This is a genomic window from Chryseobacterium sp. IHB B 17019 (assembly GCF_001456155.1).
Classification (GTDB): domain Bacteria; phylum Bacteroidota; class Bacteroidia; order Flavobacteriales; family Weeksellaceae; genus Chryseobacterium.
In genome coordinates, this window is record NZ_CP013293.1 from 1903437 (window position 1) to 1918509 (window position 15073).

Below are 15073 nucleotides of genomic sequence, written 5' to 3' on the forward strand. Positions count from 1 at the left end.
TGAACTTTGTGTCATAATTTAAAACCTAATCAAAATGGACACAAAAAATTTTAAAGTAAACAACGAAAAAAGTTTAGTTGAATGGATCGGTAGAAAAGTAACCGGAGCACACAACGGAACTATTGAAGTAAAAGAAGGAACTTTTGCTTTTGAAAACAACAATCTTTTATCAGGAAAATTTGTAATCAACACAAAATCAATCAAAATTCTTGATATTGAAGATGCTGAAACCAATGCTCAGTTTGCGGGGCATCTGGCTTCCGATGATTTTTTTAATTCTGATCAGTTTCCTGAATCTGTTTTCGAAATTACCCACGCAGAACCGGGTGACAACAACATTTACAATGTAACAGGAAATCTTACCATCAAAGGAATTACCCATCCGGTGGATGTGATTTTACAGATTGTAAAAACAGACAATGTTGCAGTTTTAGACGCTAAAATTGTGATCGACAGAACGAAATTCAACATCAAATTCAGGTCAGCAAATTTCTTTACGAATCTTGGTGATACTTTGATCTACAACAATTTTGACTTAAATGTTCATTTGGTTGCAGAAGCAATTTAATTCAAATTTAATTTAACCTTAAAAATTTCACATCATGCCATTCATTAAAATAGATGTTTTGCGCGAAGATCTTAACCGCGAAAAAAAACAACAATTACTAAGAAAAATCAGCGAAGTGGTAACAACAGTTTTGAATAAAGACCCACATCTAACCCACATCGTGATCAACGAAATTGAAGATGACAACTGGGGATACGCCGGAGAACAGGTTTCCGTATTAAAAGAGCAGGGATTTTCAACCGAAAAAAAGTAAATTAGTAATGAAAAAACAAACAGTAATCGTTACAGGTGCATCATCAGGAATTGGTCTGGAAGTAGCACGATATTTTCTGGACAGAGGTGATAATGTAGTAATTAATTCACAAACCGAATCAAAATTACAGGAAGTTTACAACAAATTGGGAGCAGGCGAAAATCTTGCGATGATTGCAGGAGATATTTCCCAAAAAGCAACAGGAGAAGCATTAGCGAAAATCGCCCTAGAAAAATTCGGGTCGATTGATGTTTTGGTGAATAATGCAGGAATTTACGAAAACAAACCGTTTCTAGAAGTTACGGAAGAATATTTAGACACATTTTTAAATACTAATTTAAAAGGCACATTCTTCACCACACAATCAGTAATTCCTCAGATGATAAAACAAAATGACGGGGTCATTATCAACATCGGAACACCACTGGTTTACCACGCGATTATGCAATCTCCTTCCACCGCCCCGATTTCCAGCAAAGGAGCAATCCATGCGCTGACATTGCAGCTGGCCGCCGAATTTGGAAGACAAAATATTAGAGTAAACACCGTCGCACCCGGATTAATCAGGACTCCGATGCACGATGAAACAATTGACAACAATGCCGGTATACACCTTATTAACCGCATTGGAGAACCGGAGGAGGTCGCTCAAATGGTTCACGCTATTGCTAAAAATAAATTTATTTCCGGAGCCATCATTAATGTAGATGGAGGAATGGGTGCCGGACACAGTTTATAACAATGAAAATCTTATTATTAATCGCATGGCTGTTCAGCTTCCCGTTGAGCAGTCATGCACAAAAAACAAATATTATGAAAACAGATCAGACTCAGGAAATAGAAATAAAAAATGTTATCGAAAATTATTATTTCAAAGGAATTTATGAAGGTAATACCGAACTTCTAAAAAAAGTTTTTTATAAAGACGCGCTACTTTTCGGAGACATCAATGGTGTCCCATATTATAAAACCGCAGAACAGTATATTGAAGCTGTAGGAAGCCGTGTGAGTCCGGAAAATTCAGGGAAACCTTTCGTGGCAAGAATCATCTCAATTGATGTGATTAACTCAATCGCCACAGCAAAATTAAATGAGAAAATGTATGATTTTAATTATTACAATTTTATAACTTTCCATAAAATAAACGGAGAATGGTTGATTGTCAACAAAACATTAACCGATGTAAAACCCTAACCTAATTTTTTTAACCAAAATCAACAAAATCATGTGGAATAAAAATAGAATTACAGAATTATTAGGAATAGAATACCCTATTATGCAGGGGCCATTTGGTGGAGGATTATCAACCGTTGAGCTTACGACTACGGTGAGTAATCTCGGTGGTTTGGGCGGATTTGGTGCCTATACTTTGTCGCCTCAGGAAATCTATGATATTGATAAAGAAATAAAATCAAAAACAGATAAACCCTACAACCTTAATCTTTGGGTAAACGATCACGATATTATTGATGAAGAGCATACGCAAAAGCAATATGAGAAGGCGGTTGAGACTTTCAAACCTTATTTTGACCTTGTAGATACAGAAGTCCCTCCACCTCCACCCTCTTTTGAATCCAGATTTCAGAATCAGCTGCAGGTTATTTTTGATATTAAACCTAAAGTTTTCAGCTTTATGTTCGGATTGCTGGATGAAAACATTATCGAAGACCTTCATCAGCAGGGAACTGTTGTTTTTGGAAATGCAACTACTTTGGATGAAGCCTTAGCTTTGGAAAAACTTGGTGTGGATGCCATTGTTGCTTCCGGATTTGAAAGTGGCGGTCACAGACCTTCGTTTCTGGATAAATCAGAACTTTCCACCACCGGAACTTTCGCCTTAATTCAATTGGTAAAAGATAAAGTGAAAATCCCTGTTGTCGCAGCCGGAGGAATTGCCAACGGCCGCGGGATAGCCGGAGCATTTACTTTAGGGGCCGAAGCCGTACAAATTGGAACTGCATTTCTTGCAACCGAAGAATCCGGAGCATTGCCGATCCACAAAGAGTTTTTGTTCTCCGATGCAGCAAAATCCACCACCCTTTCGAGAGCTTATACCGGAAGATTAGGACGTGGAATTACCACTGAAATCACCAGAAATGTATTGGCTGCAACAGACAAAACCCTGCCTTTTCCTTTACAAACCAATTTCATGGGAGCATTGAGAAAAGCCGCATTGGAACAGCAAAAACATGAATTGGTTTTCTTCTGGTCCGGACAAATTGCCCCGATTTTAAAGCATAAAAAAGCATTTATTTTAATGAAATCATTAATTGAAGAAGCGAATGAATTGTTGAGTTAGATGGCTGGAAGCTGGAGGTTTGGAAGCTGGAAGTTGTTATCCGTCGATACTAACTCCCATCTTCCAAACCTCCAGCTTCCTTACTTATAATTAAACCGTCATTCCGATGTCGATCCCCTTAATTTTCCTGTAAAGATCGGTTGCGAAATTGTCAGTCATTCCGGAAACGAAATCGATCACACCCAAAACTTTCTGATAATCGGTTCCTTCTTCGTAAACAAACTGTTGTGGAAGTAGCTTTAGTGCCATTTTATCGTAAGATTTTCTTTCGTCTTTTGATTTTAAAATTGATGGAATAAAATGATCCAGCAACTCATACATTACGTTGTAGCCGGCATTTTCGATCTCAACAACGGCTTTATGATTGTAGATTTTTGCAATAGAAAATTTCTCAATTTCTTTTAAAGAATTATTTTCAGATTTATAAATATCAAGCAGGGCTTTGTCAAGACTTCCGTTGAGAATCTTTTCAAAGTTCTGTTTGTACGTTTCAATTGATTTATTGATTAAAGCATTAATAACTTTTGCTCTTAAATAAGAAATTTTTTCGTTATCATTTCCAATGGATGCCAGTTTATCTTTTACTCTTTTAATATCATCGGTTTCAGATTTTACCAGTTCAAAAAACAGATTTTCGCAGTCGGCAGTTGAAACAATGCCGAGTCTGTGGGCATCTTCCATGTCGATAATGTTGTAGCAAATATCATCTGCAGCTTCTACCAACCAAACGAACGGATGTCTTTTGAAAATATGAGGCTCTTCATTTTCTGAAATTAAATTCGTTCCCTTTGCAATTTCAAGGAAAATATCTTTTTCATTTTGAAAAAACCCGAATTTCTTTCTGTGGAGAATGGCTTTATCTCTCGCAATCGCCTCACAGGGATATTTTGCAATGCTCGCCAATGTAGAAAATGTCAATTGAATTCCTCCCGCATCTTTTCCCTGCTGTTGCTGAGCCAAAACTCTGATGGCATTGGCATTTCCTTCAAAATTCATTAGATCTGCCCATTCTTTTTCATTGAATTTCGGCTTTAAATCGGCTTCATTTCTTTCAAAATAACTTGCAATTGCATCCTCGCCGGAATGTCCGAAAGCCGGATTTCCCACATCATGACACAAACATCCTGCTGCAATTACATTTCCCAGGTTATGAAGGTAAAAATTGCTGGAATCTTCGGTCAAATCACTTTTAAAATTATCATGAATGAATTCACCAACAACACTTCCCAAACTTCGGCCTACAGACGAAACCTCAAGCGAATGCGTCAGACGGTTGTGCACAAAAACACTTCCCGGAAGCGGAAAAACCTGCGTTTTATTTTGCAGCCTTCTGAATGCAGATGAAAAAATAATTCGGTCAAAATCTCTCTGAAAATCCGTTCTCGAAGCTTTTGTATGCGGATTGTTTCCTGTACGCTGATTGGTAAAAATCTGGTTTAAATTCATCATTTTTCAAAATTACTTCAAATTTTATTTTTAATGAACTAATCGAATGATTTTTTCTTAAAAACTCAAAAATACAGCTTCTATTTTTCCGTAAAAATACCTGAAAATTTCATCTCATTTTCGGCTTAACTTTGTGATTACTAATAACCGAAAACTGAAATCATGTCTGAAATTTTACAACAAATATTGGGAAGCACGATTGTCACGGCATTTTTCACGGCAATCATCGCTTATTTTTTTCACAGGAAAACTGAACGGCAAAATGCTGTTATTAAAAGAGAATTTGAAAGCTTATCAAAAAAAGATACTTCCTATTTTGAATGGCGAAAAAACACGGTGGAATTATTGGGGCAGGTTTATATTCATTTAAACCGGTTAAAACTTGCTTTTCAAAATAAATATTCCAAAATAAAAGACTACGACCAATTTTATGAAGATGAGATTATTCTAAAATCCAATCAGCATATCAGGGATCTGCTCATTAACAATGGTCATTTTCTGCCACCGGAACTCCTGGATGAAGCTACAAAACTGATTGAACATTTTGATGTTTGGTTAACAAAATACCATCAAACAAGAATTTTAAATAAAGATATTAATTCAAAACAGATTTATGTAGGTCCGGACGGTTTCCGATTTCCTGAAAATACTGAGAAGTTGTTTAAGGAAAAATATATTGAAATGTTTAATGAATTACATAAGTGAATATTTTAAACCTATTCTTAATTTAAAATTAAAATCGTGGCAAAATAATTGTAGTTTATAAACTACAAATTCAATTCATGCCTGAAGGTCCATCCATACTATTAATGAAAGAAAGCCTGCAAAAATTTGTAGGTAAAAAAGTTGTGAAAGCCGATGGAAATGCAAAGTTTGAAAAAGATCCTTTGGAAGGGAAAACGCTATTGGAAATCCGGACTTTCGGAAAACAAACTTATCTGATTTTTGATGACATTTCTGTGAGAATCCATTTGCTGATGTTCGGTTCTTACAGTGTTGATGAGCAGACTAAGCCTGATCAAAGCTTACGTTTATCATTACAATTTAAAATGGGAAGCATGTATTTTTACACATGTTCCGTTAAATTAATTGAAACAAAAGATCTGGAAAAAATCGATTGGGAAGCCGATGTTTTAAGTAACGAATGGAATCCTAAAAAAGCCGAGAAAAAGTTAAAATCCAATCCGGAAATGATGGTTTGTGATGCTTTAATGAATCAGGATATTTTTTCAGGAGTAGGAAATATTATTAAAAATGAAGTTTTATTCAGGATTGGAGTTCAGCCGGAAAGTTTGCTGGGAAAAATGCCTGCGAAAAAGATAAAAGAGCTTATTGCCGAAGCCAGAAATTACAGCTTTGATTTCCTGAAATGGAAGCGCGAATTTACTCTAAAAAAACACTGGCTGGCACACACCAAATCCACCTGCCCTATTTGCGGTGAAAAACTGATTAAAAAGCAAACCGGAAAAGGAAAAAGAAGAAGCTTTTATTGTGAAAAGGATCAGAAGCTATATTAATTGTAATTTTATTTAAATAAATTTTAACACAGACAACTTTCTCCATAATCCTAAGTAATCGAAAATTTTCTATCTGTAATCTACCATTTTTAAAGTGTTAAGTTGTGAATTCTGTTTCATCTGCAAAACAAATTAATTCATACAAATTTGATTTACAAATACATACACAACGGCATGCATTTTGAAATTATCTTAATAACACAAAAATGAAAAAAATGATTGCATGTACATTAGTCACAACATGCCTTATAACTTCAGCATACTTTTATGCAAAAAGTTATGAAAAGGCTAACAGAAAAAAATAATCTGCCATTTGGCTTTCGGATACGGAAGCCATTTTTTAATGCATATATTGAAATTAATTCATTACAACGAGAATTTTTATGAACAAAAATTTACATAAAACGCTGTTTATATAAAATTTTTATGCTCAGCATTATATTTCGTTGTATTTATCAAGTTTAAAATATAACCTATTAAAGTATTGCCAGATCAATAATAATTTACGAATAAGATAATAAATGTATTAATATTTTCGTAAAAATATATTAAATAATTGTAAACAAAATCCTAAATTACCTTCAATAAAAACCACCTAACTACCTGATAAACATCATTATTTATTAATTTTGAATCTCAATATAAAGTTGTAATATTGCAGTATAGAATTGATAAAAAAACATCAAATAATTAAAAATAAAACAAAATGGTAACTTACATCGGAATTGCAACATGTTTAGTAGTATTTGCTTCTTATTTCACAACAGTTAGAAGAGAAAATAATTAATTTCGAAAAATTTTAAAACTAAACCACGAAACGCTCATAAAACATTTAGTTGTTTTAAAATTTCAATCGAAAGATTGATCTTATAGGAATTATTTTCATAGCAAATTTTCAATTATAATTAAGCCAAAAGCCGGACATCTCCTTTGTTCCGGCTTTTATTTTTCCAAATATTCAAACGTTAAAATTTTGGTAAAAATAAATTAATTTACATATAATTAGGAATCCTAACTATATTTGCAGCAGTAAATGTTTTAACTATAAATTTTTAAAAAATGAAAAAATCAATTTTTTATCACGCAGGATGCCCAGTTTGTGTAAGCGCAGAGCATGACATCATTAATTTAGTCGGAGAAGAAAATGTAGAAATCGTGCATTTCGGGGAAGACAAAAGCAGAATTGAAGAAGCGGAAAAAACAGGTGTAAAATCTGTTCCGGCTCTGGTTACGCCTACGGGAAATGTTCTGCATATCAACTTTGGTGCTTCAATGGAAGACGTAAAAGCTTAAAAAAATTTGCTTCACATAGTTAGGACTACTACCTTTGTGAAGCATTTTAGTCTATTAACAACAAATTTAATAAAATGCAGGTAGCAGTTTGGGATACTTATGTAACTAAAAAAGACGGATCAGTAATGCATTTCGACATCATTGCTCCGACAGAAATTAAAGATACAAACGTAATTTATAGTTACGGAAAAGATTATTTAAAAGGAAAAGGCCAGGAAAACCAGGAACTTTCCGCGAAAGAGTGCAGCTTCTGCCATATAGAAACAGTGCTGCCACAATGGGAAGCCGACATCAGTAGAAAAGGCTACACCATTATAGAAATGGAAAATTGTAATGAATGAACGAATCAGATTTTAACTTAAAGCATCAAAACCAGAACACGGAAAGCAAAATTGTGGCTTCTTTAGAAAGGATTTCACAGGCTTTCCGAGTTTTGCTTTGGCAGGAAAGTAAGGAACATGCTTTGAGCCCCATTCAGGTACAGGTTTTGGTTTTTCTTTTAAATCACAGTGAAGAAAAAAGAAAAGTGAGCTATCTGGCGGATGAATTTAACATGACAAAAGCCACGATCAGCGAAACCGTAAAGTCACTTGAACAAAAAAATCTGATCACCAAAGAATATGAGCCTCACGACACGAGAAGCTACATTATCCATCTGACCCCAAAGGGAAGCGAAATAGCAGACAAAACATCCTATTTTACAAGACAAATTACCGCGCCGATTCAGAACCTGAATCAAGAAAGCAAAGAAAATCTGCTTCAAAATCTGTTTGATATTATTCATTATTTAAACAAAAATGGTGTCATTACCATTCAGAGAATGTGTACGACCTGTACCTATTTTCGTCCCTCTGCTGAGGGAAAAGAACCTGTTTGTGCGCTTTTAGAAAAAGTTTTGTATTCTGAAGACCTGCGTATCGACTGCCCGGAACATCAAATGAAAGCTTAATTTAAAAACAAAAAAAAATGAATCTGTATAACCTTATTATTCAAGATAAAGAAGAAGTAACGCTTAATGATGTTTTCCTTGAACCTCGGAATAAGGAACAGCTTGTACAGCTCATCAAAGAAAATACTTACATCAAAGAACTGCACGAATACGGTCTTCCGGTGAACAATAAAGTGCTTCTTCAGGGAAGCTCCGGATGTGGAAAAACCATGACTGCAAAGGCAATTGCGAATGCTTTGGGTAAAAATATTATTATCTTGAATTTAAGCAATATCGTTTCATCACGAATTGGGGAAACATCTCAAAATATTAAAATGATTTTTGATAAAGCTTCCCGTGAAAGATCGGTTCTTTTTCTTGATGAACTCGATCAAATTGGGAAAGCGAGAGGCAGCGATGATAAAGATGTTGGTGAAATGAGAAGACTGGTGAACACCTTGATTCAGTTGATTGATTATTATCCTGAGGATGCACTTTTGCTTTGTGCTACGAATCATCCGGAGATTATTGATACGGCTTTAATCAGGCGTTTTCAGTTGAAAATTAATTATGAAATGCCTTCCAAAGACTTTCTGGATAGCTTTTATGATAATTTATTATCGAAGTTTCCCGAAGATTTGAGGAATATTGAGAGGAAATATGAGATTTCTTTTGCTGAAGCGAAGGATTATGCTTTTACGGTGGTGAAAGGAAATTTGATTCAAAAACTGGAAGCTCAACATCAAGTTCAACAATGAAAGAAGATATTCTCCACAACCTTGAAATCATCAACCAAAGAATAAAATATGCCTGTGAAAAAGCCGGCAGAAATAGTGATGAAGTTAAATTATTACTGGCAACAAAAACCGTTTCCGTCGAAAGAATTAAAATTGCTCTGAAAAACGGCCAAACATTAATTGCTGAAAACAAAGTTCAGGAATTAAAAGAAAAATATGAAGATTTAAAAGATATTCCGCACGAAAATCATTTTATCGGACATCTTCAAACGAATAAAACAAAGGATATTTTAAAATATGATGTAAGTTGTGTTCAATCTCTTGACCGTTTGGATCTGGCTGAAAAACTTCACCAACGACTTTTGTTGGAAGGAAAAACAATGGATGTTTTAATTCAGGTGAATACTTCAAATGAGGAAAGTAAATTCGGAATTCATCCTGATAATGTTGTTGAATTGATAAAAAATGTTTCTAAATTGGATACTTTAAAAATTAAAGGCTTAATGACAATTGGCCTATTCAGTGTGGAAACTGAAAAAGTGAGAGCCTGTTTTAAACTATTGAAAAAATTACAGCAGGAAATCATCCAACAGAATATCCCGAATGTAGAAATGAAAGAACTTTCAATGGGAATGAGCGGTGATCTGGAAACTGCGATTGAGGAAGGTTCTACCATTGTAAGGGTCGGAACAGCAGTTTTTGGGACGAGGATTTATCCGGATTCTTATTATTGGGATGAAACATTAAATTTATAGATTAATCAAAAAAAGATCATGAAAATATTATGAATAATACTCAAATAGAAGGAATTTACAATCAAACTTTTGGTGAATTGGCCCTTTTTTACAGGGATACAACTCTTTCAGAAAATTTGATCTCGAAATATCAAATCGGACAAATTTTAATTGAACGTGGATTTATTGATATTACAGCGAAAGGTGGTGGCCTTGCAACAAATTTACGCTACTTAATAGCTTCCGCAAACGCAAAAGATGTTTCATTAATGATGCCCGAAACAGTAGATTGTGGACATTTTATGCTAAAATCAAACACTTCCTTCAAGGTATTAGATATTTACAAAATCAGCAGTAAAACACAGGTATTACTTTTAGAAATTCCTGAAACAGCAATTACTTTTTTCGCAAATTCAACTTCTAATATTGAAGAAAATATCATTAAAAAAGCGAGAGAAAACTTTGATAAAAATATCAATGAAGAGTTTCTTCCCGAATTGCAAAATCAGGAGTGGTTGAAAAGAACTGAATTTCCAATTGGAATGACAGACAAAGGTGAACTATTTTATCAGGATAAAAACGTTAAATCTACTTTGGAAACAAATAAAGTTGCCACTCAAACCCCATCTATCATGAAAAAACCATGGTGGAAATTTTGGTAGAAAGAATTTTATTCAAAAATAAAAGCAAAAACCATTCTAACTTCTTTTTCCATTCGGTCTAGAATCACCTCAAATTGCAAACCTTTATAATAAAAAATCCCTCTCACAACCGAGAGGGATTCATTATATCTAAAAAAACTTAATTACATATAAGCTTCAATCGGCTCACAAGTACAAACCAGATTTCTATCTCCGTAAGCTTCATCAACTCTGGAAACAGAAGCAAAGAATTTGTGATCTCTCACCCAATCCAGAGGATAGGCTGCTTTTTCTCTGCTGTATGGCTTATCCCAAGAATCGGAGATTACCATTTGTTCCGTATGAGGAGCGTTTTTCAATACGTTGTTTGTAGCATCGGCTTGTCCGTTTGCAATCTCGTCGATCTCATGTTTGATAGCAATTAATGCTTCTGCAAAACGATCAATTTCTGACTTGCTTTCAGATTCTGTAGGCTCGATCATTAATGTTCCTGCCACCGGGAAAGAAACTGTTGGAGCGTGGAAACCATAATCCATCAATCTTTTCGCCACATCAGCAACCTCAATTCCTAACGACTTAAACTGTCTGAAATCTACGATACACTCATGCGCTACTCTTCCCTCTGTATTTGAATATAAAATCGGGAAATGCTCAGCTAAAATTTCTTTTAAATAATTAGCATTTAAGATTGCATGTTCAGTTGCTTTTTTCAACCCTGAAGTTCCTAACATTTTGATGTAAGCGTAAGAAATATTCAGGATCAAACCGGAACCGTAAGGTGCTGCAGAAATACCGTCGATAGCTTCTTTAGCTCCGATTCTGATGTTTGCGTTTGAAGGCAAGAAAGGAACCAAGTGCTTAGCCACACAGATTGGGCCAACTCCAGGACCTCCACCTCCGTGAGGAATGGCGAAAGTTTTGTGAAGATTCAAGTGACAAACGTCTGCTCCGATGTTTCCAGGGCTTGTATATCCTACCTGAGCGTTCATGTTCGCACCATCCATATATACTTGTCCGCCATGTTGGTGGATTAAGCTTGTAATTTCTTTAATGTTGGCATCGAAGAATCCGTAAGTTGACGGATACGTGATCATTACGCAAGATAAATTCTCAGAATGTTGTTCTGTTTTAGCTTTTAAGTCTTCGAAATCAATTTCTCCGCTTTCAAGGTTTTTAACAACAACAATCTTCATTCCTGCCATTGCTGCAGAAGCCGGGTTGGTTCCGTGTGCAGACTGAGGGATTAACACTACATTTCTGTGGCCTTCACCTCTTGAAATATGATATTCTCTGATCACCATTAACCCAGCGTATTCTCCCTGAGCTCCGGAATTCGGCTGTAAAGAAGTTCCTGCGAAACCTGTAATTTCAGCTAAATCTTTTTCCAGTTCACGGATCATTTCCTGATAACCTTCAGCCTGGTCAACCGGTACAAACGGGTGAACACTTCCCCAATTGTCCCAAGAAAGTGGTAACATTTGAGTCGCTGCGTTCAACTTCATCGTACAAGAACCTAAAGAAATCATTGAATGTGTTAATGATAAATCTTTTCTTTCCAGACGCTTGATGTAACGCATCAATTCAGTCTCCGTGTGATATTTGTTGAATACTTCTTCCGTAAGAATTTCGTCTTTTCTTAAATTCTCTTCCGGAATGCTGTATCCTTCTTTTATTTCTAATTTGAAAGTCTGCTTATCTTTAAACTGAGCAAAAGAAGCCATCAGAACATTTAATTTCTCCAATGTTGTACTTTCGTTGATCGCGATGCTTACTACACCTTCTGTGAAATAGTTTAGATTCAATCTGTGATCAAGCATCATTCTCATCAATCTTCCTTTCTCATCTTCGCTCATCATGATTTTTACCGTATCGAAAATCGGCTCTTCAACAGCTTCGTATCCTAAAGCTTTAAGACCGTTCTTCAAAGCATTTGCTTTAAAGTGAATCTGATCAGCGATATAGTTTAACCCTTTCGGACCGTGATAAACAGCATACATTCCAGCCATTACCGCCAAAAGAACCTGAGCTGTACAGATGTTTGAAGTCGCTCTTTCTCTTTTAATGTGCTGCTCTCTCGTTTGCAAAGCCATTCTCAATGCACGTCTTCCGTACATATCCTGAGAAACCCCGATGATTCTTCCCGGAATATCTCTTTTATAATCTTCTTTACAAGCGAAAAATGCTGCGTGAGGACCTCCGTAACCCAATGGAATACCAAATCTCTGCGTAGTTCCTACGGCACAGTCGGCGCCCATGGAAGCAGGAGATTTTAATTTAACCAAAGCCATCGGATCACAGGCAACAGCTACCTGAAGATCTAATTTTTTATATTCAACAATATTTTCAGTGTAATCTAAAACAATTCCGTTTTTTCCTGGATATTGCAATAAAACTCCATAATATGTTTCGTCAAACTGGTGGGTTTTGTGGTCACCTTCAACGATTTCGATGTCTAAACCTTCTGCTTTTGTTTTTAAAACAGAAACCGTTTGAGGCAAAACAAGATCAGAAATGAAGAATTTGTTTGCGTTTGCTTTTTTCTGGTCTTTCGTTCTGTTGCTGAAAAACATGTGCATTGCTTCTGCAGCAGCCGTAGATTCATCTAATAATGAAGCATTTGCCAATGCAAAACCTGTAAGATCACACACAACAGTCTGGAAATTAAGAAGAGCTTCCAATCTTCCCTGCGCTATTTCCGCCTGATAAGGTGTATAAGCCGTATACCAGCTCGGATTTTCAAAAATATTCCTCTGAATAGCCGATGGCAACAATGTATTGTGATATCCGAAACCGATGTAGCTTGTATAATCAGTATTTTTCGATGCCAATTCCTTAGAATGGATAAGCATTTCGTATTCTGAAAGCGGTTCTGAGATCTCAAGATCTTTTTCTAAACGGATAGAAGAAGGGATGGTTTGAGAGATGAGCTCTTCGATACTTGAAACGCCAACTTTTTCCAACATCGCCTGTTTATCGGCTTCATTTAAGGAAATGTGACGGCTCACAAACTGTTCTGTATTCATTTTTATTTATTAGATTTTGTTTGTAAAAAAAGATTGGTAAAATTACGATTTTTTACAAGATTGCACAAGAGCGAAAAATTATCAAAAAAGCAAAGAATGAATGATATAGGTTTTAAGATTAATGGCTTTTTATTATTTTTCTGCTTAAAATTCAATTTATTTTTTTTTAGCCTAATTCTAGATTTTATTACAGATACTTTATCGAACAAAGAAAATTTTTCCTGATAAAATAATTACATCTAATTGAAATTCTCATTAACCTTCTTTTTACAAAAAATCATATACAATTATGGTTTAAAAATATTTTGTAGTTTCACAAATCACACATAAAATATTGAAAAACAGTATTTTAATTTAAATTTTAAAATCTAATTAAATTTTTATTTAAAACATAAAACTTGATTTACTTTTTTAAGTTGATTCAAATTTTATCTAAAAGAAACGCAAATATGAAAAAACACAAGAAGCTGTTCGCTTTATTGATGATCATTTTATTATTACCATCCAAATGGTCGGCACAAATTACGCTGACAAAAAGCAAAGCAGAAGATAAAAATGAATGGGAATTATATCTTAAAGGGTTTATACAGACAGATTACACCGTTGATTTTCAGGATATGAAATCTATCGAAGGATTTGCTGCACAGTCCATTACAATTCCTCAACGGAATATCGCGAGCAGTAATTTCAGTGTAAAGCAATCTCAGATCGGACTGGGAATCAAGCAGAAAAACCCAAAAGGTGACGATAATTTTTCGGCTTACATCGAAATTGATTTGTACGGCCCAAACAGAACTACCGCTCCCCGCTTCCGACAAGGCTATATTAAATGGAATAAATGGCTCGCCGGACAAACCTGGAGTAATTTTTCCGACACTGAAATTTTTCCCAATATTTTTGATTTTATCGGACCTGATGGACTGTTATTCAGCAGAAGAATGCAGGTTCGATATTCCACTAAAATTTCTTCGAAAGAAGATCTTTCATTTTCTCTGGAAGATCCGAATTCACCAAGTATTTCACTTCCCGTCGATTCTCTGGAATGGAAGAAAAGAGCCGTCATTCCTACCTTTACAGCAATGTATCGCTACGGTAATGAGAAAGATTATATAAAAGCCGGAGCGCTTATTTCGCCTATTAGCTATGACATGCGATACCTCCCTGATGAAGCATATCAGACGAAAACGATGCTTGGGTGGGGTGGAATGATCTCTGCGAGGCGATATATTACTGATAAAAATAGTTTCAGGTTTCAGACTTCTTATGGAAAAGGATACGCAACTAACAACAGCGACCTCAATGGTGAAGAGTATGATGCTGTGCCGAATCCCGCTAACCGAAATATTCTGGAAACCCTGGCTCTTTTTAATATTGTTGGTATGTATGAACACTGGTGGAATGAAGAATGGTCTTCGGTGGCGTATATCAGCTATTCCAGTATTGGAAAAAAAGACTATGTTCCGAAAGATATGGCGAAAAATTTTCAAAATGCAGGACTTAATATTGTTTTCCAGCCTTTTAAAAAATTGCGGATGGGAGTTGAAGGGAATTACGGAAGAGTAAAAATTTTTGATGGTCGACAAGCTTACGCGTGGAGAATTCAGGCGTCAACGGCATTAAGCTTTTAATTTAAA

16 protein-coding genes are annotated in these 15073 nt (G+C 35.3%); 14 read left to right on the plus strand and 2 right to left on the minus strand.

Features of this window, described 5'->3' with window-relative positions; translation table 11 throughout:
• Nucleotides 1-34 precede the first annotated feature (34 nt).
• From ATE47_RS08780 to ATE47_RS08800, 5 genes are read left to right on the plus strand one after another with little or no spacing between them, the layout of a single operon-like run.
• The gene (locus ATE47_RS08780; RefSeq protein WP_062161608.1) at nucleotides 35-568 is read left to right on the plus strand and encodes a YceI family protein; all 534 of its coding nucleotides are present in this window, start codon (nucleotides 35-37) and stop codon (nucleotides 566-568) included.
• A gap of 34 nt (nucleotides 569-602) precedes the next feature.
• Nucleotides 603-821, plus strand: a complete 219-nt coding sequence (locus tag ATE47_RS08785) for a tautomerase family protein (protein ID WP_062161609.1) — start codon at nucleotides 603-605, stop codon at nucleotides 819-821.
• A gap of 7 nt (nucleotides 822-828) precedes the next feature.
• The gene (locus tag ATE47_RS08790) at nucleotides 829-1560 is read left to right on the plus strand and encodes an SDR family NAD(P)-dependent oxidoreductase (RefSeq protein WP_062161610.1); all 732 of its coding nucleotides are present in this window, start codon (nucleotides 829-831) and stop codon (nucleotides 1558-1560) included.
• A gap of 2 nt (nucleotides 1561-1562) precedes the next feature.
• On the plus strand, nucleotides 1563-2015 hold the full coding sequence (locus tag ATE47_RS08795; RefSeq protein WP_062161611.1) for a nuclear transport factor 2 family protein: 453 nt from the start codon (nucleotides 1563-1565) through the stop codon (nucleotides 2013-2015).
• 31 nt (nucleotides 2016-2046) lie between these two features.
• Nucleotides 2047-3120 carry an NAD(P)H-dependent flavin oxidoreductase gene (locus ATE47_RS08800; protein WP_062161612.1) on the plus strand — a complete coding sequence of 358 codons (1074 nt, stop codon included), beginning with the start codon at nucleotides 2047-2049 and terminating at the stop codon, nucleotides 3118-3120.
• Nucleotides 3121-3210: 90 nt separating this feature from the next.
• On the opposite strand, the gene ATE47_RS08805 is transcribed toward ATE47_RS08800, so the two are convergent.
• Complete coding sequence (locus tag ATE47_RS08805; RefSeq protein WP_062161613.1) at nucleotides 3211-4566, minus strand: deoxyguanosinetriphosphate triphosphohydrolase; 1356 nt, start codon at nucleotides 4564-4566, stop codon at nucleotides 3211-3213.
• 162 nt (nucleotides 4567-4728) lie between these two features.
• Between ATE47_RS08805 and ATE47_RS08810 the strand changes: the two genes are divergently transcribed.
• The 8 genes from ATE47_RS08810 to ATE47_RS08845 all read left to right on the plus strand — a co-directional run bounded on the left by ATE47_RS08810 (nucleotide 4729) and on the right by ATE47_RS08845 (nucleotide 10437).
• Entirely contained in the window at nucleotides 4729-5271 is a 543-nt protein-coding gene (locus ATE47_RS08810) for a hypothetical protein (protein ID WP_062161614.1), read from the plus strand.
• Between the two features lie 77 nt (nucleotides 5272-5348).
• On the plus strand, nucleotides 5349-6083 hold the full coding sequence (locus ATE47_RS08815; protein ID WP_062161615.1) for a DNA-formamidopyrimidine glycosylase family protein: 735 nt from the start codon (nucleotides 5349-5351) through the stop codon (nucleotides 6081-6083).
• A gap of 1059 nt (nucleotides 6084-7142) precedes the next feature.
• A complete protein-coding gene (locus ATE47_RS08820) occupies nucleotides 7143-7376 on the plus strand; it encodes a hypothetical protein (RefSeq protein ID WP_062161616.1) in 234 nt (77 codons plus the stop codon).
• Between the two features lie 74 nt (nucleotides 7377-7450).
• Complete coding sequence (locus tag ATE47_RS08825) at nucleotides 7451-7717, plus strand: DUF2024 family protein (protein ID WP_062161617.1); 267 nt, start codon at nucleotides 7451-7453, stop codon at nucleotides 7715-7717.
• Nucleotides 7714-8325 (plus strand): MarR family winged helix-turn-helix transcriptional regulator, encoded by a 612-nt coding sequence (locus tag ATE47_RS08830; RefSeq protein WP_062161618.1) that lies wholly within the window; start codon nucleotides 7714-7716, stop codon nucleotides 8323-8325. Before ATE47_RS08825 ends, ATE47_RS08830 begins: the two co-directional genes overlap by 4 nt.
• A gap of 17 nt (nucleotides 8326-8342) precedes the next feature.
• Nucleotides 8343-9062 carry an AAA family ATPase gene (locus ATE47_RS08835; protein ID WP_062161619.1) on the plus strand — a complete coding sequence of 240 codons (720 nt, stop codon included), beginning with the start codon at nucleotides 8343-8345 and terminating at the stop codon, nucleotides 9060-9062.
• Nucleotides 9059-9796: a YggS family pyridoxal phosphate-dependent enzyme gene (locus ATE47_RS08840; protein WP_062161620.1), complete on the plus strand. Its 738-nt coding sequence runs from the start codon at nucleotides 9059-9061 to the stop codon at nucleotides 9794-9796. The genes ATE47_RS08835 and ATE47_RS08840 overlap by 4 nt, the downstream gene beginning before the upstream one ends.
• Before the next feature lie 29 nt (nucleotides 9797-9825).
• A complete protein-coding gene (locus ATE47_RS08845; protein WP_062161621.1) occupies nucleotides 9826-10437 on the plus strand; it encodes a hypothetical protein in 612 nt (203 codons plus the stop codon).
• Nucleotides 10438-10580: 143 nt separating this feature from the next.
• On the opposite strand, the gene gcvP is transcribed toward ATE47_RS08845, so the two are convergent.
• Entirely contained in the window at nucleotides 10581-13439 is a 2859-nt protein-coding gene (gcvP, locus tag ATE47_RS08850) for an aminomethyl-transferring glycine dehydrogenase (RefSeq protein ID WP_062161622.1), read from the minus strand.
• 449 nt (nucleotides 13440-13888) lie between these two features.
• Here gcvP and ATE47_RS08855 point away from each other — a divergent pair, with 449 nt between their 5' ends.
• On the plus strand, nucleotides 13889-15067 hold the full coding sequence (locus ATE47_RS08855; RefSeq protein ID WP_150114805.1) for a DcaP family trimeric outer membrane transporter: 1179 nt from the start codon (nucleotides 13889-13891) through the stop codon (nucleotides 15065-15067).
• Nucleotides 15068-15073: the final 6 nt, after the last annotated feature.